This window comes from Rhodonellum psychrophilum GCM71 = DSM 17998 (assembly GCF_000381545.1).
Classification (GTDB): domain Bacteria; phylum Bacteroidota; class Bacteroidia; order Cytophagales; family Cyclobacteriaceae; genus Rhodonellum; species Rhodonellum psychrophilum.
Window position 1 is genome coordinate 1 of the sequence record NZ_KB906690.1, and the last position, 24,516, is coordinate 24,516.

22 protein-coding genes are annotated in these 24,516 nt (G+C 41.5%); 10 read left to right on the plus strand and 12 right to left on the minus strand.

The window, feature by feature from the left end:
- Positions 1–319 precede the first annotated feature (319 nt).
- The 4 genes from amaB to F824_RS0120380 form a co-directional block, all read right to left on the minus strand.
- Entirely contained in the window at positions 320–1,864 is a 1,545-nt protein-coding gene (gene amaB / locus F824_RS0120360; protein ID WP_019599788.1) for an L-piperidine-6-carboxylate dehydrogenase, read from the minus strand.
- 118 nt (positions 1,865–1,982) lie between these two features.
- Positions 1,983–2,981 (minus strand): DUF4421 domain-containing protein, encoded by a 999-nt coding sequence (locus F824_RS0120365; RefSeq protein WP_033405518.1) that lies wholly within the window; start codon positions 2,979–2,981, stop codon positions 1,983–1,985.
- Positions 2,982–4,028: 1,047 nt separating this feature from the next.
- Entirely contained in the window at positions 4,029–4,745 is a 717-nt protein-coding gene (locus tag F824_RS0120375; protein WP_139189691.1) for a glycosyltransferase family 2 protein, read from the minus strand.
- Between the two features lie 94 nt (positions 4,746–4,839).
- Positions 4,840–6,042 (minus strand): pyridoxal phosphate-dependent aminotransferase, encoded by a 1,203-nt coding sequence (locus F824_RS0120380; protein ID WP_019599792.1) that lies wholly within the window; start codon positions 6,040–6,042, stop codon positions 4,840–4,842.
- 125 nt (positions 6,043–6,167) lie between these two features.
- Between F824_RS0120380 and F824_RS0120385 the strand changes: the two genes are divergently transcribed.
- From F824_RS0120385 to F824_RS0120400, 4 genes are all read left to right on the plus strand, one after another.
- Positions 6,168–7,037, plus strand: a complete 870-nt coding sequence (locus F824_RS0120385) for a toxin-antitoxin system YwqK family antitoxin (RefSeq protein ID WP_019599793.1) — start codon at positions 6,168–6,170, stop codon at positions 7,035–7,037.
- Between the two features lie 139 nt (positions 7,038–7,176).
- Complete coding sequence (locus tag F824_RS0120390) at positions 7,177–7,617, plus strand: MarR family winged helix-turn-helix transcriptional regulator (protein WP_019599794.1); 441 nt, start codon at positions 7,177–7,179, stop codon at positions 7,615–7,617.
- A gap of 88 nt (positions 7,618–7,705) precedes the next feature.
- Positions 7,706–8,710, plus strand: coding sequence for an NAD(P)/FAD-dependent oxidoreductase (locus F824_RS0120395; RefSeq protein ID WP_019599795.1), 1,005 nt, complete (start codon positions 7,706–7,708; stop codon positions 8,708–8,710).
- A gap of 15 nt (positions 8,711–8,725) precedes the next feature.
- A complete protein-coding gene (locus F824_RS0120400; RefSeq protein WP_019599796.1) occupies positions 8,726–9,046 on the plus strand; it encodes a 2Fe-2S iron-sulfur cluster-binding protein in 321 nt (106 codons plus the stop codon).
- Between the two features lie 83 nt (positions 9,047–9,129).
- Here F824_RS0120400 and F824_RS0120405 read toward each other — a convergent pair whose 3' ends face one another.
- The 4 genes from F824_RS0120405 to F824_RS0120420 all read right to left on the minus strand — a co-directional run bounded on the left by F824_RS0120405 (position 9,130) and on the right by F824_RS0120420 (position 16,971).
- Positions 9,130–11,295, minus strand: a complete 2,166-nt coding sequence (locus tag F824_RS0120405) for a cation:proton antiporter (protein ID WP_019599797.1) — start codon at positions 11,293–11,295, stop codon at positions 9,130–9,132.
- 132 nt (positions 11,296–11,427) lie between these two features.
- Complete coding sequence (locus F824_RS0120410; RefSeq protein ID WP_019599798.1) at positions 11,428–13,317, minus strand: DUF389 domain-containing protein; 1,890 nt, start codon at positions 13,315–13,317, stop codon at positions 11,428–11,430.
- Between the two features lie 106 nt (positions 13,318–13,423).
- On the minus strand, positions 13,424–15,529 hold the full coding sequence (gene scpA / locus F824_RS0120415) for a methylmalonyl-CoA mutase (RefSeq protein ID WP_248691074.1): 2,106 nt from the start codon (positions 15,527–15,529) through the stop codon (positions 13,424–13,426).
- 17 nt (positions 15,530–15,546) lie between these two features.
- Positions 15,547–16,971 carry a methylmalonyl-CoA mutase family protein gene (locus F824_RS0120420; RefSeq protein ID WP_139189689.1) on the minus strand — a complete coding sequence of 475 codons (1,425 nt, stop codon included), beginning with the start codon at positions 16,969–16,971 and terminating at the stop codon, positions 15,547–15,549.
- A gap of 145 nt (positions 16,972–17,116) precedes the next feature.
- On the opposite strand from F824_RS0120420, the gene F824_RS0120425 reads away from it, so the two are divergent.
- From F824_RS0120425 to dnaA, 3 genes are all read left to right on the plus strand, one after another.
- Positions 17,117–17,869 (plus strand): 5'-nucleotidase C-terminal domain-containing protein, encoded by a 753-nt coding sequence (locus F824_RS0120425; protein WP_019599801.1) that lies wholly within the window; start codon positions 17,117–17,119, stop codon positions 17,867–17,869.
- The gene (locus tag F824_RS0120430; protein WP_019599802.1) at positions 17,870–18,787 is read left to right on the plus strand and encodes a bifunctional metallophosphatase/5'-nucleotidase; all 918 of its coding nucleotides are present in this window, start codon (positions 17,870–17,872) and stop codon (positions 18,785–18,787) included. It begins immediately after the preceding gene.
- Between the two features lie 115 nt (positions 18,788–18,902).
- Positions 18,903–20,324 (plus strand): chromosomal replication initiator protein DnaA, encoded by a 1,422-nt coding sequence (gene dnaA / locus F824_RS0120435; RefSeq protein WP_019599803.1) that lies wholly within the window; start codon positions 18,903–18,905, stop codon positions 20,322–20,324.
- Between the two features lie 59 nt (positions 20,325–20,383).
- On the opposite strand, the gene meaB is transcribed toward dnaA, so the two are convergent.
- Positions 20,384–21,388: a methylmalonyl Co-A mutase-associated GTPase MeaB gene (gene meaB, locus F824_RS0120440; protein WP_019599804.1), complete on the minus strand. Its 1,005-nt coding sequence runs from the start codon at positions 21,386–21,388 to the stop codon at positions 20,384–20,386.
- A gap of 51 nt (positions 21,389–21,439) precedes the next feature.
- Positions 21,440–21,844, minus strand: a complete 405-nt coding sequence (locus tag F824_RS0120445; protein ID WP_019599805.1) for a hypothetical protein — start codon at positions 21,842–21,844, stop codon at positions 21,440–21,442.
- Positions 21,845–21,896: 52 nt separating this feature from the next.
- On the opposite strand from F824_RS0120445, the gene F824_RS0120450 reads away from it, so the two are divergent.
- From F824_RS0120450 to F824_RS0120460, 3 genes are read left to right on the plus strand one after another with little or no spacing between them, the layout of a single operon-like run.
- Positions 21,897–22,436: a CopD family protein gene (locus F824_RS0120450; RefSeq protein ID WP_019599806.1), complete on the plus strand. Its 540-nt coding sequence runs from the start codon at positions 21,897–21,899 to the stop codon at positions 22,434–22,436.
- Between the two features lie 21 nt (positions 22,437–22,457).
- Positions 22,458–23,120 carry an SCO family protein gene (locus F824_RS0120455; protein ID WP_019599807.1) on the plus strand — a complete coding sequence of 221 codons (663 nt, stop codon included), beginning with the start codon at positions 22,458–22,460 and terminating at the stop codon, positions 23,118–23,120.
- Positions 23,117–23,563, plus strand: coding sequence for a c-type cytochrome (locus tag F824_RS0120460; RefSeq protein WP_019599808.1), 447 nt, complete (start codon positions 23,117–23,119; stop codon positions 23,561–23,563). Before F824_RS0120455 ends, F824_RS0120460 begins: the two co-directional genes overlap by 4 nt.
- A 16-nt stretch (positions 23,564–23,579) precedes the next feature.
- Here F824_RS0120460 and F824_RS0120465 read toward each other — a convergent pair whose 3' ends face one another.
- Together F824_RS0120465 and F824_RS0120470 are read right to left on the minus strand one after the other, a co-directional pair.
- On the minus strand, positions 23,580–24,008 hold the full coding sequence (locus tag F824_RS0120465; protein WP_019599809.1) for a hypothetical protein: 429 nt from the start codon (positions 24,006–24,008) through the stop codon (positions 23,580–23,582).
- A gap of 53 nt (positions 24,009–24,061) precedes the next feature.
- Complete coding sequence (locus F824_RS0120470; protein WP_019599810.1) at positions 24,062–24,463, minus strand: MerC domain-containing protein; 402 nt, start codon at positions 24,461–24,463, stop codon at positions 24,062–24,064.
- Between the last annotated feature and the right edge of the window lie 53 nt (positions 24,464–24,516).

Sequence of the window (24,516 nt, forward strand, 5' to 3'; positions counted from 1 at the left end):
CACTTTTGGTTAGGATAATGAGACTTTAGTTGAGATATTAGAAACCTCGACCCTTCCGTTTTGGACGGAATGCTCTGAACCAACTGAGCTAAACTTTCATTATTTACTTCCGTTCACGAATTAAACGGAATGCAAAGGTAGATTTTATTTATTCAGACACAACTATTATCCCTGAAAATTATTCCTACTTGAAATAACATGTTGAAAATGAATAAGAAAAAAAACAAAGGATGAAACGTCCTCTCCTCCAAACAACTCAAATATTCAACCCAAAAATGACTGTCGGGAAAACTCAGAAGCTTTCCCGACAGTCAAAATTTCAAATATCAAACTTGATTCCTTGTGCCAAAGGCAAAGAATCACTGTAATTGATCGTGTTGGTCTGCCGACGCATATAGGCTTTCCAAGCATCGGAACCGGATTCCCTTCCTCCTCCAGTTTCTTTTTCACCGCCGAATGCTCCGCCAATCTCGGCTCCTGAAGTACCTATATTTACATTGGCAATTCCGCAATCCGATCCTGCTGAAGAAAGGAACGCTTCCGCCTCTCTCATGTTCAGTGTCATAATTGCCGACGACAATCCCTGCGGAACATTATTGTGCATGCCAATGGCTTCTTCCAATGTATTGTATTTCATGATGTAAAGGATAGGCGCAAAAGTTTCATGTTGCACCATTTCAAAATGGTTTTCCGCTTCGATAATGCAGGGTTTTACATAACAGCCGGATTCATACCCTTCTCCTTCCAGAACACCTCCCTCGACTACCGCTACACCACCTTCTTCTTTTACCTTTTTGATTGTATTGAGGTACATATTAACGGCCTCCTTGTCTATCAAAGGCCCTACATGGTTCTTCTCATCCAAAGGATTTCCAATCACCAATTTAGAGTAGGCCAATGCCAATCTTTCCTTTACGGATTCATACATGGATTCATGGATGATCAATCTCCTCGTCGTGGTACATCGCTGACCAGCGGTACCCACTGCGCCAAACAAGGCGCCACGAATAGCGATTTCCATGTCCGCATTTTGGGTGATGATGATGGCATTGTTTCCCCCAAGCTCCAACAATGATCTTCCCAATCGGGCAGCGACTGCCTGCCCGACTATCTTACCCATCCTAGTAGAACCTGTGGCCGATATCAATGGAATTCTTTTGTCCTGGCTCATCATTTCGCCAACCTTATAATCCCCGACGATCAGGGAAGAAATCCCTTCTGGCAGTCCATTTTCTTTAAAAACTTTGGCAACGATATGCTGACAGGCTACTCCAGAAAGTGGGGCTTTTTCGGAGGGTTTCCAGATACAAACATCTCCGCAAACCCAGGCCAACATGCTGTTCCATGCCCAAACCGCAACGGGGAAATTGAATGCAGAAATGATCCCAACTATACCCAGTGAGTGCCATTGCTCATACATCCTGTGCCCAGGACGCTCGGAATGCATGGTCAGCCCGTAAAGTTGTCTGGAAAGACCAACGGCAAAATCACAGATATCAATCATTTCCTGCACCTCTCCCAATCCTTCTTGATAGGATTTACCCATTTCATAGGAGACCAGCTTGCCAAGATCCTCTTTCACCTCCCTTATCGCATTTCCGATTTGCCTTACTATTTCACCTCTTTGGGGGGCTGGCAATACTCTCCATTTCGCAAAGGCTTCCTGCGCTTTCAAGACTACTTCTTCATAGGATTTTGAATCCGTCAATTGTACTTTCCCTATTAAAGCGCCATCGGCGGGTGAAAAGGAACCGATATATTTCTCCTCAGATACAATCCAAATATTACCAGTTGAAGCACCTTTATTCTCTTCTTGAACCCCCAGTCTTTCAAGGGCCTTCTTGATTCCGTATTGATTTGACATCATCATTGGGTTTATTCTTTTGTGAAATAATATAGGTAAAACTAACAAAAAAAAATCTAGGCTTCGGGTTTGTCAGCAGATAAAAGAACTTGATTTTTTTTGTGGGTTTCACCACCGATTACAAATATCTTTTGAGGTCAAGGTAATCCAGATAGGGCTTCAGCTTTGGGCCTACGGTAAATCGATAGATGAAATTGATTCTATAATTCCCTGTATTGAACCTATTGTTAAAATCCTCCACTCCCAGCAATTTCACACTATTGTGGACATAATTCGTATTGATGGACCATTTTTCAGAATTGTACCCCACATATCCCCTCAAAAACAAATTGGAATTCACTCCCCAAGAATGGGATTTCTGATCTGGGTACTGGATGCTGTTGTAAGCCAAGTTCAGATTCGTGGAAGCAGACCCAGTAATAAAAAAATGCTTTTTAATTACCAGTGTATGCACGTATCCGGCATTTGGCCCAAATTGAAAAAACCGGAATTCATTGAAATTTCGTCCGGGACTAACCAAGTCATCCGGAAGAATCCCCTCTGAATTGGACGCACCCCCGCCATAAACTTCCATTCCAGCCAAAAAGCTTCCTGCTGATTTCTGCTGCCACTCACTTTGCAAAAATGCTGCTCGGAGGGAAATCTGATCCCCATTGAACAAGTATTGGACATTTGCACCGACCTTACGCACCCTCATTTCTGGCAGCTGGTAATACAGCTCCGGATTGGAGGCGCCCAAGCCCTTTTCAGCGAGGTGATACCCTTTGTAAAATTGGAGAAAAACATCCATGACCCAATTTTTTGGATAGATATGGGTTTGTAAGTCCATGTATTTTGAAGAGCCTTTACCGATCTCCGGATTCAAAAACCTGAATCCATATGCCAGATTCAAGGTCAAGCCTTGATAGGTCAAGCCTAAGCCTAAATTAAGGGTGGAATTCGGGTCAAACCTATAGTCCTGGTTGGCAACCTTGTCTTTTATCAAAAAGCTTGTGAATTTTCTGGAAGTATAAATCCTCGTGGTTAACTTTTCCTGAAAAGTAGTGTAGTACGCAGAATCTTCTTCAACCTGCGCGAGTACATCCGATGACCCAACCCCAAAAAAGAAGGAAAACATTGAAAGTATCTGCCACTCAAAACGGCATTTTTTCAAAAAAAAATTGGCTAAAAACACACCCTCACTCTTAACCATATTCGGCAAATCAAAATTTACCCGAACCTAAGCAAATTTTAGATCCTTATATGAATTCCTTTGGGTTTTGACAAAAAAAAATCCGCATCCGCGGAAAAATTGATTTCAAAAAAAAGAGTAATAGAGGCTAGAAAAAATGATTCTCGAAATAACCTCTATTTAAATTTATACTAAAAGTTTGTAGCAGAAAAAGTTGCTTAATCACCCGATGTAAATATAGGGTAAATATTGAATATAAAACAAATTTTTTCACGGTATTTTTTGATTATTTAATCAAATATTAATAAAATGAATTTATATCCCTTTAACAAAGTTCAAGAAAAACCACGGCCTAATCATTTAAACCCTTGTTTTTGACAAAAAAATCAAGTGATCGGACATGAAAAATATTTTTGAGATAAGTTGAAAAAAAGGCATTTAAAGTAATATTTAGCTGTTTTTGATTTAAAAATCTTAAATCAAAGAAAATATTTCGTTATTATTTTGATTATGTAATTCTTACAGACACCCAAGCAACATGGGAAATCACGGCCTAAAATCTTGAAACTATTATATATTTTTTCTTTAAATAATTATATTTCATTTATGCATTTTTATTTATTCAGAAAACATTTTATTGTATTTAAATTACAGGAAAAACAAATTCAAAAAATCTCGCAAAGATATATCGACGGTGTGATCAAAAAAAAAATAATTTAAGCCCAAAATTTATTTAGCCTTTGACCCAAAAGTAGCTCAATACCAGCCGGACTGTTGGTCTAGATTTTAGAATAAAATTAGAAAAATAACATAATCCCTACCAACACCTTCACTTACAGTCACATACTCCATTTCAGGCTTTTTAATTTTTGGAGCGGCAATACGAGGTTGCCTTCTCTTGACCGAGCACCCCTTCTTTAAACCCAAACAATCAGAAAAGCCGAAAAAAATTATCGCTTGTCAGATTCCTTTTGGACCAACACACCTAAAAGATCATATCTTATCCAATCCTTTCCAAAATTTCAAAAAGTAATACTTCAACGGATTTTTATATTTCAGCTGCTTCCAAGGCCTGCTCCCATGAGGCTTGTGCAAAACAGGGGCATCCATCAACACATAATTCTCAAAACCCAGTTCAATTGCTTTTTTTGAAATAAAGGTATCATACCAGTTTTTCGATTCGTCCAAATCCCGAAAATCGAATCTCTTCAATAATTCAAGAGAAAAAAGTGTACAGCAAAAGCTCAAACTCCTCTTGGTCTTGATAATGTCTTTCTTCACGCCCTTGAACTTCAAGTAAGGGAAATTCACGACACCTTCTTCGTCCACTGTCACAGAACCTACCAATCCGGTTTTTGGATGTCCATTCAAAAAATCCAATAATGTTTTAATCGTATCATACCGAACCACCACATCAGACTCCACCACCAGAAGGGGAACACCGGCGAGCAAAGCCTCCTGTTGAGCCAAATGAAGCACCAATTTATAATTTGGGGAAGGTGTCTGGGTGATCTCTTCCAAATTGACCAATTCATATCCGATCGATTCCCTATTTTCCTCCAAAGCCAGCTTGGTCTCCGCCGAGCTAAAATCATTGAAAATTTTATGGGTCAGGGCTACATTAGAACCAGAAATTGCTCTGGAAGTCTCCAAAGTTGTTTCAATGGAGTTTTTAACCGGTGTAATGACTAGGATTTTAGGCGTTTTCAACAAATCGAAATTCAGATACAGAAAGATATTTATTTGATGTCAAGAAAAAAAGCCCTGGAGCTTTTGGCAACAGGGCTTTTCAGATCAATTTATTTTATGAAAATTTGGCCAGTGCATTTTTCATTCTGGTCAAAGCTTCTTTCAATTCTTCCTCAGATGCGGCATAGGATATTCTGACACAATTGGGTGCACCAAAGGCAGCCCCAGTCACTAGGGATACATTTGCTTTCTCCAACAGATACAGACAAAAATCATCGGCATCTTTGACCAGATACCCCTCGGCACTTTTGCCAAAGAATGCTGAAACATCCGGAAAGAAGTAAAATGCGCCTTCCGGAACATGCGTTTTGATTCCAGGAATCCCTCTCAATAAGCCCAAAACAAGATCTCTTCGGCTTAAATAGGCTTCCTCCATTTTTCGGGATGGCAATTGGTCTCCTGTAATGGCCGCCAATGCTGCCCTTTGGGCAATACCAGTGCCGCCCGAGGTAAACTGCCCCTGCATTTTTTCACACGCTTTTGCGATGAACAAAGGAGCACAAATATAACCTACTCTCCAGCCTGTCATGGCATATCCCTTTGAAAAACCATTTACAGTAATGGTCCTCTCAAACATGCCCGGAAATGACCCTATGCTGGAATGCTTTCCAGTGAAATTAATCAGTTCATAAATCTCATCCGCTATCACGAAAAGATCTTTTTTCTTTTTGACCACTTCGGCAATGGCTTCCAATTCTTCCTTGCTGAACACCGATCCTGTCGGATTGCAGGGGGAGGAATAGATCACAGCCTTGGTCCTGTCAGTCAGCGCAGCTTCCAACTGGGCAGCTGTGGCTTTGAAATTGTTTTCCAAAGTCCCTTCTATCAACACAGGAACTCCACCTGCAAGCTTGATGATTTCTGCATAACTTACCCAATACGGCGAGAAAATCACAACTTCATCCCCATCATTGAGCATACACATGAACACATTGGCTATGGAATGCTTGGCTCCGGTAGAAACAACGATATTTTCTGCTTTGGCTTCTGAAATCCCATTCTCTTCCCTCAGCTTTTTGGCGATGGCTTCCCTCAGGTCCTGATACCCGGCTACTGGTGAGTAGGAAAAATATTTCCCCTCATCGATGGCTGCTTTCGCTGCATCCTGAATATGCTGCGGGGTTTTAAAATCTGGCTCTCCAAGACTCAAACTGATGATATCAATACCCTGCATTTTGAGTTCACGGGATTTTTTTGCCATGGCCAGCGTAGCTGACTCTTCCATATTGATAATACGGTCGGATAGAATAGAATTCATTATAGTGGTTATTTTTTTAATGTGGCCAAAATTAAGGATTAGAATTATTAATTCTAAACTTATCAGCCGAATAGATTTCAAATTGCTAATTTCGCTTTAGAAATAATTGGCATTTATTCTTCGTTATGAAATACATGAAGACCCCTTTTCTACTTTTGTGTTTGGCTATTTTCGGAAGCTCAGCTGTTTTTGGCCAGGAAAAACAAATTCAGGAAAATACCGATCCAGACTCTTCAGGGATCGTTCAAGACCGACTTTTGCCTTCTTCCTTACCCCTACTCCTCTTTGATGACAAAGCGAAAGAGGAAAAAAAGAAAGCTGGGAAGAAAAAAATCAAGAAAAATATTTTTTTTGGCGAACGAACGACAAAAGGATTCACCAAACAAACCATAAGAAATCAAACCCAATATCAATTTTTCCATTTCACTACACAAAAAAGGATCGTGGATCCCTATATCAGGGATATTTTCTGGTTTGAAACCAAAGAAAAAACCATCAAAAACAAGGATTTTGATCCAACAAAAGGTTATTTGCTTCACGGTCCTTACGAAAAGATCATTGATGAACATGTAGTTGAAAAGGGAATGTTCTATTACGGTACCAAACATGGGACTTGGTTGGTGTATGACAACAAAAGCATTCTTGTGGACAAAGGCCACTATTCTGAAGGCTGGCCAAAAGATTCCCGAGTGACTTATTATACAGGAGACAATAAAAAAATCGAGAAAATCATCCCAGTGGAATACTCCTTATTTGAAGGGAATTTTTTCCATTTTTATGAAAATGGGCAAATTGCGGTGACAGGCGAATTTCGATTTGGTGAAAAAATTGGGTTGTGGACGGAATATTGGGATACCAAAAACACCAAGGCAATTCGCAAAAGGGAAATTGTGTACCAAGAGCGACCTTTGACGAAAAATTATAGACCTTTCATCAGGGCGGAATGGGACAAGGAGGGAAACCTTGTCTACAGAAATGAGCGTCAAAACGAATAATGTGCATTGCTTTTATCAGTACTTATCCATTTTCATATTTTTTTTATTGCAATCATGTATCATACAAACCCTATAATTTTAATAGACAATTGAGTGAAAAACTGAATTTTTTTTTATATTTGTCATACTAATTATTTGTATGACACAGGAACAGTTTGGTAAGTATTCTTTTCTTTTGGATAGGACAGCGCGAAAAGTGAAACAATATGCACAACAAAAATTCAAGAATGGGGATTTTGATGTGACAGTGGATCAATGGTTGATTCTGAAAAATCTTTCAGAAAATGAGCTGCTTAGCCAGACAGAATTGGCACAATTGGTTTTCAAAGACCAACCAACATTGACAAGAATAATTGACATTCTTTGCAAAAAGGGATATGTAGAGAGGATCCCACATCCACAAGACAGGAGAAGTTTCCATCTCCATCTGACCGAAACGGGCATCCGAAAAGTTTCCCAACTCAAACCCCAAGTGGCGACAATTCGGGAAAAAGCTTGGGAAAATTTAAACAGTTCCGATTTTGAAGAATTCAAGCGGATCTTGAACACGATTTATTCCAACCTTGAAAAGAATCCCTAGAGGTTAAAAAAAATAGTTGCCACACGAATTATATTTGCACAAACAATTGAAAAAAACATTGGTTTAACCAATTAAACACTGATAGATCATGATTACAACTGACATTTGTATTATCGGAGCCGGTCCTGTTGGATTATTTGCAGTATTTGAAGCTGGATTGTTGAAGATGCGTTGCCATCTGATCGATGCCTTGCCCCAAGTAGGCGGACAACTTTCAGAAATTTATCCGCAAAAGCCCATTTACGATATCCCGGGATATCCTGAAGTTAAAGCACAGGAATTGGTGGACAATCTCATGAAACAGATCAAGCCATTCACTCCAACATTCAGTCTGGGAGAGCGGGTAGATCATCTTGCAAAACAATCTGATGGCTCCTATATCCTGACTACCAGTGACAAAAACCAGATTCATGCCCAGGTGATCGTAATTGCCGGAGGCTTGGGTTGCTTCGAACCACGCAAACCGGTTTTGGAAAACCTTGAGCGCTTTGAGGGCAAAGGAGTGACCTACATGGTGAAAAACCCCGAGACTTTCAGAGACAAGAAAGTTGTCTTGGCAGGTGGGGGCGATTCTGCTTTGGATTGGGCCATCTTTCTTTCCAACGTAGCTGAAAAAGTTACCCTTGTACACAGAAACGAAACATTTAGAGGTGCACCTGATTCCGCGGCAAAGGTCTTTGACCTCGCCAACCGTGGTAAAATCGACTTGATTCTTTCTGCAAATTTGAAAGAACTCGGTGGAAATGGTCATTTGAACCAAATCACACTGGAAGGAAAAGGCAAAGAAGAGATTAAGATAGATACAGATTATTTGATTGCCCTGTTTGGGTTGAGCCCAAAGCTTGGACCAATTGGGGAATGGGGACTCAGTGTGGACAAAAATGCCATCGAAGTGGATACCCGTGATTATTCTACGAATATCGAGCGGATATACGCCATCGGGGATATCAACACCTATCCAGGAAAACTTAAATTGATTCTTTGTGGATTTCACGAAGCAGCGATCATGATGCATTCGGCTTTCAAATTCGTATACCCAGATCAAAAATTGAGCTTCAAATACACAACTGTAAATGGCGTTAATGCATTTTAATATTACATTTGTGGTATGGTGAAATTTACTGTAGAAGACCACGATGGAAATCGTGAGACAATAGAAGCTCCAGATGACATGGGCTTGAGCCTGATGGAAATCTTGAAAGCCTCAGAATATCCAGTTTTGGCTACTTGTGGCGGAATGGCACTTTGTGCAACCTGTCATGTGGAGATAATGGAAGGACAGGCTGAACTTGGAGAAGCCTCCGATGTTGAATTGGACCAATTGGAAAATCTTCCTGAATACTTTCCTACGAGCAGGTTGGCTTGTCAAGTCAGGATCGGACCGATATTGGAAGGTGCTGTCATCAAATTAAGAGGAGAAGACAATTAAATTTATTCAATACAATTCTTCCCTGGACAAGGTAGATCTCGGTAAAAAATCTTACTGATCGAAATTGTCCAGGGATTATTTTTTTATTTTTTCCTGAAAAGTTTCGCTACGATTTTACCAAATTCGTCGATACGTTCCACACTATTGATCAACGGATTCAAAATTGAACTTCCTCCATAAGAGACTATCCCGCTATCCTCGCTTTCAAGCTGCATGGGATAAACCAATATATAATTGTTTTTATTGAAATACTTATTCAAATATTTTGGCAACTTGTTCATGACGGGTGTAAAAGAAACCCCGTTCTTTCTACTCAAAATCATGACCAAAGCATTGTTTTCCTTAAGATCCCTGGAGATGATGAGAATCTCCTCCCAATCTGAAAACTCAATAAAAGCAGCTTCAATGGTGAATTTTTTATTGATTTGCTGAATATAATCAAGGGTCTCGGCAGACCCATAAAAAACCAGTTTTGCACCTGTATTTCTTCCGATATTCCACATCCGCAAGAGCCAGAAAGGGAAGCCCATTTCCCGTTCGCCATTTTCAGGAATGACAACCAAGTATCTCTCAATGGTATTAATGGGTTGAAGATTCTTGTAAATAAGGGTCGTTACATTGCATTTTCGAAGAATCCCTTCAGTAAGATTGCCAAGGTAAGAATCAGAAATCCCACCCTGCTTGTGAAGACCAAGTATGATGTCTGTCGCTTTGTTTTCCTTCACTACGTTGGTTATTCCATTGACAATGTCGGAATCATACCGTATGAGTTCTGTAAGAATATTGTCCGTAGCCGCAGCACTAACGCTGGCTTTTTGAAGGAGTTTCTTGGCAAACTTCTCCTTGCTTTCATCCTTGGAATCAGAAGGGACAATATTTAAGGCGATTAGGGAATTCTTGGTAGACTTGCTTTTGATGGTCACCCCCAGTTGGATCAATTCCTCAATATTCTCGGGATAACTGAGTGGAATAAGAATTTTATCCTGAGGATCGACATTTTCATCCTGCTCACCGGCAGCACTTTCTTCCTCCAATGCCAATTTGGCAGCCCCTTTTTGAGCCACAAAGGACGCATGCGTGCAAGTTACCAAAATCATCAATATAGTACCGTTAAGGACACTTTCCCCAAGCAAACGGATAGGTTCTCCTGTTTCTGTTTCCCCGACAATAATATTGTACCCCACCAAGACTGCCGCCAAGGTAGCTGCAGCTTGTGCATTGCTCAATCCAAAAATCACATCTCGCTGGGCTGAAGAAAATTTAAAGGTCTTTTGCGTAAAATATGCAGCAAGGAATTTCGACACTGTGGCGATGATCGTCATGGTGACGGCTACATAGATGGTATTGAGGTCGTTGAAAAAGACCCTATAGTCAATCAGCATGCCCACCCCAATCAGGAAAAAAGGGATAAACAAGGCATTCCCGACAAACTCAATCCGATTCATCAGCGGGGAAGTATGTGGAATCAATCTGTTCAATGCCAATCCTGCAAGGAAAGCGCCGATGATCGCTTCGATCCCTGCAGCTTCGGCCAAAAAGGCACCCAAAAACACCAATCCCAAAACAAAAACATATTGGGAAACATTGTCATCCACCCTTTTGAAAAACCATCTTCCCAACAATGGAAAAATAAAAATCACTATTGAGGCGAACACGATCACCGAGATCACCAACCTGATCCAAAAATCATTTGTCAATTCACCCTTTGACATCCCCGCTATTACGGCCAATACCAAAAGGGCAAGTGTGTCTGTGATCATCGTCCCACCCACAGTGATATTTACAGCCTTATTTTTGGCTACTCCCATTTTACTGATGATTGGATAGGCGATAAGGGTATGGGAGGCAAACATACTTGCCAGCAAAACGGAGGTGATCAAACTGAAATCCAAGATATAAATCCCCGCAAGAATCCCAAGCGTCATGGGTATCAAGAAGGTATACAATCCAAAAACAATGCTTTTCCTGCTATTCTTTTTAAAATCCGCAAGATCAATTTCCAGACCAGCCAAGAACATGATGTACAAGAGCCCTACTGTTCCAAACAAGATAACACTACTGTCCCGCTCCAATAAATTAAATCCATTTGGACCAATAATAGCGCCAGCGATAATCAATCCGATCAGCTGAGGGATTTTAACTTTATTCAATAAAATGGGAGCAAAAAGAATAATGAACAGGATGCTCGTAAAAATCAGAACAGGATTACCCCAAGGCAAGGAGAAATTTAAATCGGCACCTAATATCATATTGGTTTTATAAAGGTTTTACGGATTTACCGATTTTAATTTTAGTCAAGGATAATAGAATCAAATTGGGTAAATATAATTGATTCTCCTTGTACATTCACAAAGAAAAAATTCAGGTCCGAAATAAGGCTTTTATAATTTTAGCCCTACCGAAAGTTCAAGTCCCACATCTTCTCCGAGGAGTTGGTTGATTTGCATTTTTATTTTTTGAAGTTCGTCTTGGTCCAAGGGTTTTTCGGACACCAAAGTTAGGGAAAGTCTTAATGGATTTAACTGGATAATTCTAATATCCCTCAAGACCCCTTGCGTAAGTTCCTTCCCACTTAAATTTTGGATGATCCTATTTTCTTTTACCATTTTGGAAAAACCAAAAGCCAAGGGAGCACTGATCATGGCCACAAACATCAAAGAAATAAACAATCCTTTTCGCGCCAACCTGAATGGACTGAATCCCAAAAACAGGAAGGTAACCGCTCCGGCAAGTACCATTCCGGCCAAGTTGGTCCCCAAAAGCAAAAGTGCTCCCCAGAATACCGACCATTCTCCCCAACCCAAACCTATTCCTGAAACTGCAAGGGGCGGGACCAAAGCCACAGCGATTGCCACACCTGCCAGCGTTTTGGCTATTTCTTTTTTGGCATGTGCATAAGCTCCTGCGATCCCAGATCCAGCAGCCACTCCCAAATCCAATAGATTTGGCCGTATTCTGGCCACAATCTCGGAGTTCATGCTGTTTAAAGGCGTCAGCCAGGTGATCAAAACCGCAAACACATATCCAATCAGCATCCCAAAACCAATTGCTTTTAAGCTGTCTTTAATCAATTGCTCATCTTGCCTTAAAACCCCCATGGACAAGGAAACAATAGGAGACATCAATGGCGCCAAAATCATGGCACCGATGATGACAGGGGAGGAATTCCCGAAAAGCCCAAATGTGGCAATCAGCGTAGAGAGCGCCATCAACACCAGAAAACTTGATGTGGTCTTTGAATTTTCTCGGAGAATGGAAAAAAGCCATTTAAACTCCTCGGTCGTTGCATGATTGGTCAAAGGCAGGTATCTCCCCAAAAGCCCCTCTCTCAATTCTCCTTGAGGCAAACTTTTTGTCTTGAAAACTTTGGCACTATTGACCAATTCATCCGTTTTCAAATGAATACCAGGCACGATGGACAAAACCTTTGGTACGACCATCAACTCAATCTCTTTAGCCGACATCAAGGTATCATCCAAAGAAAAATTTATCGGTTCTGGACTGGAAATAAGCATCCTGTCCGTTTTGATCAAAGAGGCAAAAGGCGGCATGCTCTCACTCTTTGAAATTTGGAAAAGGCCGATCACAGAAAACTGAATCATTTCCCCGACACTTCTCGGGGACAAGACCAAATTGTGCATCAAGCCATCATTCACGAAAGAATCTTCCAAAATCCTCCTGGACAGCAAAGTGCTTTTCCCATGTTGGACGGTGAGAATACCCAGCGCTGCGGTTTCCAATGGCTTTCCCCTCAATTCTCCCTTTTCATTGGACCAATCCAAAAAATACCGATGCAAACGCACTCTTTTAAACATCTTGAAAAAATTCCCGATTTTTTCAAAGAAACGTTTGAAGGTATTTTCGGTAAGCGATCCATACATGAGACTCAATGTATTCCCGATAACCAAAGTATTGAAAACAGGGATTCCATTGGCATATAAAACATCCACATCCAAGACCTCCTCGGTTTTCAAAATGTTGTCCACTGCTTCCTCCAATTTTTCGGAAATCCCAAATCCCTGTCGGGCATGCTTCATTTTTGGATGGGGTAAAAACCCGATCTTATAATGGCTTTCGGTTACAAATGGCAGGAATTCCTTGAGTTGGTCATCCGATAGATAACATACCAAAAAATCCTCTTCACTGAAGCCAAATGATTTGAAATTTTTATAAGCAATGCCTGATTTCAGTTGACTGCCGAATAAAGGGATTACTCCCTCCCGGACTTCATTTTCCAATTGATCATCATAGATCAAAATTATCCTTTTCATAAAAAACAGGTATTAAGGGAAAAATCAAGGTTTTCCAATTGGGTAAAGGTTTTTTAAAATTGCCTGACATCATTGAAATGATAGGGAATATTATCTTACGCAAGCTTTATTCCGCCATAAGTTTATTCAATATCTCGATCGCTGCTTTGGTGAGGACAGTTCCCGGGCCAAAAATAGCTGCAACTCCTGCCTCATGAAGAAATGCATAATCCTTGGGAGGGATCACTCCTCCGGCAATCACCATGATGTCCTCCCTGCCCAGTTTTTTCAATTCCGAAATCAATTGGGGGATCAAGGTTTTGTGGCCTGCTGCCAATGAAGAAGCTCCTACCATGTGAACATCATTTTCCACTGCCTGTACCGCTACCTCTTCTGGTGTCTGAAACAATGGCCCGATATCCACATCAAACCCCATGTCCGCAAATCCTGTGGCAATCACTTTTGCCCCACGGTCGTGTCCATCCTGTCCCATTTTGGCAACCATGATCCTTGGTCTTCTCCCCTCCAAGCTCGCAAATTTATCAGCCAACTCCTGGGCTTCCTTAAAACTTTTATCCTCTTTGGCTTCACTTGAATAAACTCCTGAAATAGATTTTATCGTAGCTTTGTGCCTTCCAAATGCATCTTCCATGGCGTCTGAGATTTCTCCTAAAGTAGCTCTTTTTCTGGCAGCGTGCACTGCCGCAGAAAGCAAGTTGCCCTCTCCGGATTTTGCGGCAAGCCTGATGGCATCCAATGCCAAGGTGACTGCTTCCGCATTCCTTTCTTTTTTCAATTCCTGAAGTCTTTCAATCTGGGAACTCCTCACGGAATCGTTGTCCACCTCCAAGATTTCAAATTCTGATGAATGCTCAGTTTGGTATCGGTTTACTCCTACGATGACATCCTTGCCACTGTCGATTCTTGCCTGCTTTCTCGCTGCCGCTTCTTCAATTCTCATCTTTGGAATCCCTGCTTCTATAGCTTTGGCCATTCCTCCCAATTCCTCCACTTCCTGGATTAATCCCCATGCTTTATCAACCAACTGGTCAGTCAGATATTCCAAATAATAAGAGCCGCCCCATGGATCCACCACTTTGCAGATGCCGGTTTCTTCCTGAAGGAATAGCTGCGTATTCCTGGCAATCCGTGCCGAAAAATCCGTCGGCAGTGCAATGGCTTCATCGAAGGAATTGGTATGCAGGGACTGTGTATGCCCCAATGCAGCTGCCAAGGCCTCTACTGTGGTCCTAGCCACATTATTGAATGCATCCTGCTCTGTCAATGACCATCCCGAAGTTTGACAATGGGTCCTGAGCATAGAGGATTTTGGATCTTTGGGATTGAATTGCTTGACGATTTTTGCCCAGAGCAATCTTCCCGCACGCAATTTTGCAATCTCCATGAAATGATTCATGCCGATGGCCCAAAAGAAAGACAGTCTCGGCGCAAAGTCATCGATATCCAAACCAGTGGAAATTCCCGTTCTCAAATATTCCAAGCCATCCGCCAGCGTATAGGCCAATTCCAGGTCTGCCGTAGCGCCAGCCTCCTGCATGTGGTAGCCAGAAATGGAGATGGAGTTGAATTTGGGCATGTACTTCGACGTATATTCGAAAATATCGGCAATGATTTTCATGGAGGCCAACGGCGGATAGATGTAGGTATTCCTTACCATAAATTCCTTCAAAATATCATTCTGTATCGTCCCCGTCAGTTGCTGGGGCTTCACGCCCTGCTCTTCTGCCGCTACGATATAAAAGGCCAATATTGGAATGACTGCCCCATTCATGGTCATGGAAACCGACATTTGATCCAAGGGAATCTGGTCAAACAAAATTTTCATATCCAGAACCGAATCAATGGCCACACCCGCTTTCCCCACATCTCCCACTACTCTTGGATGGTCAGAATCATATCCCCTGTGCGTGGCAAGATCGAAAGCAACAGAAAGTCCTTTTTGGCCTGCCTCCAAATTTCTTCTATAAAAGGCATTGGAAGCTTCAGCTGTCGAAAAGCCTGCATATTGGCGAATCGTCCAAGGTCTCAGGATATACATGGTCCCATAGGGGCCTCGAAGAAAAGGGCTTATTCCAGCTCCAAATCTCAAATGCTCCATTCCCTTAAGGTCTTTTTCCTCAAATGCGGCGGGAACGCTGATCTTTTCTGGGGTCTGCCAATCGATGTCCTTCCATTCATCCGACTGAAAATCTCGAGTTGAAAAAGGTGACATTTTGCTGATATCCGGTCTCATCCTTGATTTTGGTTTTTGTTTTCTGCCAAAAGACTCTGTCTGGTGGACTTCAATTGATTTTCATCTTCGGGCATCCTATTTATCCCCGGCACAGCATCAGAATCCTCCCGATTGACATATTTGTTCACCCCGATTTTGGTTTCTTCCTTCGTCACCAGTGCCAGCATTCTTTCACTCCGCATTGCTTTGATTTCTTTCTGAAGGGTTAAATTTTGGTATGCCATCCACCAACCCCCTTTTTGTTCCAAAAGCTCAATTTTATCTTTTGCTTTATAAAACAGGGAAGACATCAGGGAAGCCAAATAATAACTGCCCGAAACAGGGTCCAAAACCTTGTCCAGGTAACTTTCCTCCTTGAGAATGGAAGAAACGTTCCTGGCCATTCTTTTGGAAAACTCATTAGGTGCACCCAAAGCCACATCATGTGCGAGGACATGCAGGGCATTGCTTCCGCCCAAAATCGCAGCCATTGCTTCGGTGGTGTTTCGCAAAATGTTGGATTGGACATCCTGTGTTGTTTTCGTCCAGAAACTGGTGTTGGCGAAAATGAAGATGGATTCAGGTGCAAGATTCACCTGATACAATGCAGCCAATTGGTGGATCAGGACCCTCAGCGTCCTCACTTTGGCGATTTCCATAAAATAGTCCGATCCCACGGAACATTCCACCAACAGTTTTTGGAAAATCTCCTGAGGATTTCTTCCTCTTTCCGTCAGGCCATCCATCAACTCGATAAAAGCTGAAATACAAAAAGCCATTTCTTGAACGGCTGATCCGCCAGCATCGTGGTAGATGGCCGAATTCAATGAAAACACTTTGAATCTTGTGAAAGGAAGACCAAGTTCCAATAGGTTCTCAACAATATCCAGTATGCTTTCCTTATCATTTGATGCATTCAAGGCCTGTGCAAAGCCATCCCAAAGCAATCCTCCATGGATTTCCTTCTTTTCAAACCCATTGTCATTCGCCCAATCAAAAAATGCCGATAAGGCTTGATCGGGATTGTTTTTGGGACACAAAAAAACCTGTATGTATTGTGGCAGCACATTTTGCAGAAGAACGTCCATGTTCTCGTTTCCTTCCAAAACCAGCAGGAGGCCATCTGCTCCATGTTGTAAGACTTCCAATATCTCGATATTTGCGGATTTTTCATCCACTACATCTATTCGAACCACATTGGACCAAACTCTGGGTGAAATACCTGGAATTTCCGGTTTGGGATTCACTTGATTTTGATACTTCTTGGTCCATTCATGGGATTTAAAATCTTCTGGCGTATAAAAAGGATCCAAAGAAAAGCCTTCCCTGGTTTTGGTCACAAGTGTTTTCTCGAAGTCTTTTCCTTTCAATTCCTGAATTGCCTGATTGATCCAATCCTGCTTGGTTGTGACAGGGAAATCACTGAATAATTTGTCTTTCATTTTCGGGTTTATATTTGGGTTGAAAAATATCCAAACACCATTGATGTAGAATTTTCCTTGATTTAAAAGATGATGGCTTATATTTGCAAAGTCAAAAATAAGGTTTTGAACATTCAAAACCGATTATTTCAAAGCATATTAAGACATGAGAATCCATCCTCTTTTCCTTCAATTATTTTTGATATTGGCTGTTGTCAGCCTATCCCAATGCAGCCCAAAGCTAACCAAAAACCATCAATCAGACTTTTTCGCAATCAGTGCCGCTGTAGAAAACCATCCCCAATTTGACAAAATCATCCTCCCCTACAAGGAAAGGCTTGACCTTGAAATGAATACCGTGATTGGTCAAACCGTAAAAGAACTCAACAAAGCGGGCAAAGGCGAAACGACGTTGGGAAACTTTGTGGCGGATATCCAGAAAGAATACGCGGAGGAAACATTTGGCTACCCGGTGGACATGTCGATCATCAACAACGGCGGGATGAGAAACATCCTCCCGGAAGGAAATATCACACTTCGAAATGTCTTTGAGCTTTCTCCGTTTGACAACTACTTATACATCCTGGAGCTCAAAGCAGATGATGTCAAAAAGCTGGCAAAATTCGCTGCAGAAAAAAAGATTTTAGGCATCAACGGGATGACAATAGCTACGGAAAACGATCTCCTCACCGAATTCACCGTGCAGGGGAAACCTGTGGAAGAGGGAAGAAACTACTTGCTGGCCATCAATGATTACCTTGCCAACGGCGGGGACCAGATGGAATTTTTGATTGATTTGCCAAGAAAAGAAACTTCCGCGATCTTACTGCGGGATTTTATTCTGGAAAAAATAAAAGAAAAAACGGCAAAGGGAATCAAGCTCGATGCTGAAATCGAAGGCAGGCAAAAATTCAAATAAATGGAAAGGAGAGATTTTCTTAAAAGAAGCATTTTAACCGGGGCTAGTATCAGCCTTGGTGGCAGTTTGATGGCGGCGGCGATTCCTTCTCCAGCAAGAAGCAGGAAAATAACCATTCTGCATACCAACGACATCCATTCAAGGATTGAGCCTTTCCCCAATGATGGTGGACGAAATGCAAATCAAGGAGGGATGACCAAACTAGCTTCTGTCATTCAAAAGATCCGTCGGGAAGAAGACAACATACTGCTTTTGGATGCCGGCGACATCTTTCAGGGAACCCCCTATTTCAATTTTTATGGGGGAGAACTTGAGCTTCGGCTCATGAACGAGATGGGATATGACGCTTCCACCTTGGGAAACCATGAGTTTGACAATGGCATGAAAGGAATTCTGGATCAAATCCCGAATGCAGGATTCGGTTTTATTTCCTCGAATTATGATTTCAGCCAAACCATCCTCAACAATGTTTTTTTACCCTACAAAATTTTTAGAAAAAACGGGATAAAAATCGGTGTTTTTGGTGTGGGCATTGAATTGCAGGGATTGGTGGCATCAAAAAATTATGGAGACACCAAATATCTTGACCCAGTGACTGTTTCCCGAGAAATGGTTCAGGAATTGAAATCGAAAAATTGTGATCTGATCATTTGTCTGTCTCATTTGGGCCATTCTTACCAAAGCAAAAAAATAGATGATCTAAAGTTGGCCGCTCAAGTGGAGGGAATTGACCTAATCATTGGAGGACATACACATACATTTTTGGATGAACCAAAATTGATAATTGGACCACAGGGCTTTACTACGGTGGTAAATCAATCCGGAACCGGAGCATTGCGATTGGGCAAAGTGGATTTTGAGTTTACCAAAGAAAATAGAATAAATTATGCGAGCAGCCAAAACCTGCCTATTTATTAGAAAGTCAAGCAGAAATTGATTTTTTATTTAAATATATTTTCCCCAAATTTGATCCCCTTGAAGAAAAACAGGGAGTTTCATCATTACTTTTCACAACACAATTTTATCGGTTTAAATGAGTTCAGAGGCCAATGCAGTATGGAATGAATGTTTGCGTGTGATCGAACCACATGTAAATGAGCAGAGCTTTTCAACTTGGTTTAGACCCATTAATCCGGTAAGATTAGACGGAAGCAGCCTTACGATCCAAGTTCCAAGTCAATTTTTTTACGAATGGTTGGAAGACAATTATGTGCAAGTATTGAAATTGGCCATCAAATCCGTCCTTGGCGGTAACGGCCGTTTGGAATATGCAGTGGTCGTGGACAAAGGGAATTCCCAAAACCAACCATATGTGGTGAGTTTTCCACAAGGGACCACCTCCAATGCAACCAAAAAAACACCACTTTCGGTGGAGAGCAGAAGTCCATTTGACATGCAATCCCTCCACAGCGATACGCTTCTTCAATCCAATCTGAACCCAAATTACAGTTTCAACACCTATATAGAGGGGGATTGTAATAGGCTTGCGAGATCGGCGGGATTTGCCGTGGCGACCAAACCGGGAATCACCTCTTTCAACCCCTTGATGGTATATGGAGGAGTTGGACTTGGAAAGACCCATTTGGTACAAGCGATCGGAAATGAGATCAAAAACGGTCCTGAGGATAAATTTGTGCTCTATGTATCCTCTGAAAAATTCGTGAACCAATTTATGGATTCCATCAAGGATGGTAACGTGAAAAGTTTCACCAATTTTTACATGCAGGTGGATGTCTTAATCATTGACGATATCCAATTTTTGGCAGGAAAAGACCGAACCCAAGAAATGTTTTTCCACATTTTCAACCATCTTCATCAAAATAAAAAACAAATCATCATGACCTCGGATCGTCCGCCAAGGGATCTTAAGGGATTGGAAGAAAGGTTGCTTTCCCGATTCAAGTGGGGATTGACAGCGGATTTGCAAATGCCTGATTTTGAAACCAGGGTGGCCATCATCAAAAGAAAGATGCAATCAGAAGGGATTTTCATCCCCGACGATGTGATTGAATATTTGGCCTATACCGTCGATACCAATGTTAGGGAATTAGAAGGTGTCATGATTTCGCTTTTGGCACATGCCTCACTCAACCGAGTGGAGATTGACCTTTCCCTGGCGAAGACGATCATGAAAAACATTGTCAAGGACATTGAAACAGAAGTCGGGATAGATTTTATCCAAAAGACAGTTTCGGATTATTTTGACATCAAGCTGGACGACTTGAAGGCAAAAACAAGAAAAAAGGAAATCGTAACCGCCAGACAGGTGGCGATGTATTTTTCCAAGGAGTTCACCAACCATTCCTTGAAATCCATAGGATACCATTTTGGAGGAAGAGACCACAGCACCGTCATCCATGCCGTTCAAACTGTAAACGACATGATCGAAACCGATACCACCTTAAGAAATGCAGTTGAAGAATTGAAGAAAAAATTCAAAATGAGGTCTTATTGATGTTAGGGAGTTGATTGCAAACCCTTATTGGCAATTGAAAACCTTAAGGCATAAACAACTTATTTTTTTGCCTTCCCTTCCATAAAAAGCTCAACCAACTCCTTTGCGATTGCAATAGCGGAAAGCGCACCTGACTTGACTGCGGGTAGGTTCTTTTTTAGTTTTTCTTGGATCAGAGAATCCTGGTAGAATTGGTTTTTCAGCAAATACCCAATGTGCTCATGCATCCAGTTCCCTCTTTGTTCGGCTCTATTGGCATCATAAAAGCCATTGGCCTTGGTCAAGTCCCGATATTCAGAGATCATCTCCCAAATTTCCACCAGACCCGTTTTTTCCACTGCGGAGCAAATTTTCACCTTGGGCAACCAGCCGCTCTCCCGTATGGGGAAAAGATGCAAAGCGTTGGCATATTCCCTTTGGGCCCTTTTGGCCATTGGCAAGTTGTCCCCATCTGCCTTATTGATCACCAAAGCATCACAGATTTCGATGATCCCCTTTTTGATCCCCTGAAGCTCATCCCCTGCTCCCGCCAACATCAACAGCAGGAAAAAATCTACCATCCCCCTGACCGCGATTTCTGACTGTCCGACACCAACTGTTTCAATAAAAATGACATCAAATCCCGCTGCTTCACAAAGCAACATGGCTTCCCTGGTTCTTGCACTCACTCCGCCCAAGGTGCTCCCTGTCGGGCTGGGCCGGATATATGCCCGCTTGTCGGCAGCTAGGGTTTCCATCCTTGTTTTGTCTCCCAAAATGCTCCCCCCTGTCTTTTGGCTGCTGGGGTCTATGGCCAGTACCGCCAATTTCAACCCTTTGTCTACAACAATCTTCCCAAAAGTCTCGATAAACGTACTCTTTCCCACGCCGGGGACACCGGTGATGCCGATCCGGATGGAATTTCCTGTGTGGGACAATATTCCTGAAACCACCGCCTCGGCCAATTCCTGATCTGCTGGAAGGGTACTTTCCACCAAAGTAATGGCTCTGCTCAGGACAACCCTATCACCTGACAAAACCCCCTGAATATAGGCGCTTTCCGAAAGCCTTTCTTTTCGTTTCAAAATTTAAAAGTTGATTGATTCCTGTTCGTTTTGAATGTGAAGGTAAGTATTTTATTGAAAAGGATACCTCCTGAAACGCTCTTGACCCATCGCCGATTTTTCGTAAACCCCTATACAATGCTCCTGATAAGAAATATCGAAAAACGGTTCATCAGGCCCCACCTTTGTGGGTGTTGCATTTTTTTGACCAAAGAAAAACACCTTTGTATTTCCGTACTTGGTGTGGGGCATAAATTCTCCATATTTGCGCATCACATCCCAGAGAGTATCAGGAGCAAATACAGCATACACCCGAAGAACAGGTCCGGTATTGTTCTCATTTCGAAAGCTCGCCATTTCCTCAAAATCAAGTTCCAGATCCCCCACTCCAGGTTGGGTAAGGGATTCCTTACCAATCCAGAAAAGGAGCGCAACAACTATTAATATAATTACATAAAAAGGATATCTATTTGACATGTTTTTCAGGTACTTTGAAGATTAAGCCATAATTTAGCTGAAAATTACCACAATGGCTTTCGAATACATTAAAGCACTCCATATCATTTTTATAGTTACCTGGTTTGCAGGATTATTTTACATCGTGAGACTTTTCATCTACCAGACCGAGGCCTTGGAAAAACCAGAAGAAGAACGAAAGGTATTGGTCCCCCAGTTCAACCTGATGGCAAAAAGATTGTGGCTTGGTATAACGTGGCCCTCCGCGATTCTTACTTTGGTTTTTGGAATATGGGTGTTGACCTACCGATGGGGATACATGCAGTTGGGATTTATGCAGGCCAAGCTGGCTTTTGTGTTTTTACTCTATCTGTATCATATCAAATGTCATTATCAATACAAAGAATTGCAAAAAGGAATAGCCAAATGGACCTCAAATCAGTTACGTATATGGAATGAAGCCGCAACCCTCCTGCTCTTTGCAATCGTATTTCTAATTGTCCTGAAAAACACGGTGGATATGATTTGGGCCTTGGTCGGATTGATCGGGTTGGGTATTCTATTGATGCTTGGCATAAAATTATACAGAAGAATCAGGGAAAAGAATCCCTGAAACACTCTTGAAAAAAATTACATGATCTACAACAAACAGCTTTTATTCAGCCTTCTTGGAATCCTTTTCCTTTTCTCAAATTGTACGGAGAAAGAAAACGAGAAAGGCACACCCCTCCCTATATTGGGCAATTGGCATGTCGATTCATTTGAAATGGAAGGCAAGACGGTTACCGATACGGTATATCACAAAATCGCAGCATTCTCCTTTCTCAACCAAGACAGCATATCAATTACCAATGCGGATTTGGAAGGAAAAGTGTATGTGGCAGACTTCTTTTTCACTACTTGCCCAACCATCTGTCCGGTTATGAAGACGCAGATGCTTCGGGTACATGAAAAATTCAAGGACAATCCAGACTTCAAAATCCTAAGCCACACCATAGATCCCAAACACGATACTGTGGCATTGCTAAAGGATTATTCTCAAAGATTGGGCATTGAAGACGCCTCCACCTGGCATTTCCTCACTGGAGACCAAGAGAAGATCTTTGAAATCGGACAGACCAGTTACCTGACTACAGCCATGGAAGACCAACAAGAACCTGGGGGATTTCTTCACTCGGGAGCCTTTGTACTCGTTGATCAGAATGGGAGGATCAGGGGAATCTATGACGGCACCAAGGAAGATCAAGTCAATCGATTGATGAATGACATTCCAAAACTATTGCCCAAAAAGGAATGAAACACGAAAAGTTTGCTTTGATTATCGGAATAATGCTTGTTTTGTCAAGTGGGTGCAAACCCGAGGCAGACAGAAGTGGAAATTCACTTGCCCATATTTCAGACACTAAAGTAATGCAATATGCCTTGGAAGGCAAGCTCCTTTACGGACAGCACTGCGCCAATTGTCACAAAGATGATGGCAAAGGTTTGGGTAAATTGATCCCCCCATTGAATCCATCGGATTACATGGTTGAAGATATCGGTAGAACCGTACGATTGATAAAAAATGGAATGGAGGGTGAAATCATGGTAAATGGCAATTCATACAACCAGGCCATGCCTGCAAATCCCAAGCTGACAAACATTGAAATCGCACAAATCAGCACTTATTTGTACAATATTTGGGGAAACGAAAAAGGATTAATCAGCATCCCACAAGTGGAGGTTTTTTTGAAAAAATAAAACCGAAACGATACAATCAGGATTTATCCAATTCCGACTTGGCCTCAGCCAAATTCTTTTTGATGTCGAGATTCACTTTTTCGACCATTTTTTTCTGTTCGAGTAGGTATTGGGTAATCTCTTCCTCGTTCATTCCTTCATAGGTGGATTTAAACTGACGCATCCAAATAAACATACCCTCAAAGGATGCATCAAGATTATTTGCCAAGACCTGTAACTCTTGGATATCTGCCGCATTTTTTGATGAGTCTGATTTGAGCAAATCTATCTTCAGCAAAATCTCTTTGTGGAGGGATTTCAGCTCTCCCATTTTGGGCATCACTTCATCATGTATGGCGATGACTTCTTCTTTAAGCAAGTCATTGGATTCTTCACCATTTGGACTGCAAGACGAAAAAAGAATAAATAAAAAATAAAAAAACAAATATTTTAAACTTGAATTCATATACAATTTAATTAACTCTTGCAATTTAGAATTAATTAAATTAAAAAAGGAATTTATTTTATTATAACGTTACATTTTCGATGAAATTTCCAGTTAAGAATATGAAAAATAACCAATGCCAAGGAGGAGGCCACTGAAACAAACACCATCCAAGGGGCTAAATCATGCAATGAGACTGAGATGGAAAAAACAACTACAGCAATCCAAAGTGCTATTTTAATCCCTTTGGATTGTGTATTTTTGGATGCATGGAAAACAGCCCACAAAGCAAGCCCAATAAACAAATAATCCACAAAATGCCAATGATCATGACCCGGTTCTTCGCCGTGTTGAAAAATATAGCCTACGGAAATGAACAAGGGAAATGCCAAACAATGGACCATGCATAACAAGGACGCTGAAATTCCCAATACATCTGCAGATTGCGCGGATAATCTTTTAATTACTTGCAACATAATTGCAAATATATAGTTTTCTTCAAATAATAAGCCTCAAACCATTAAATATT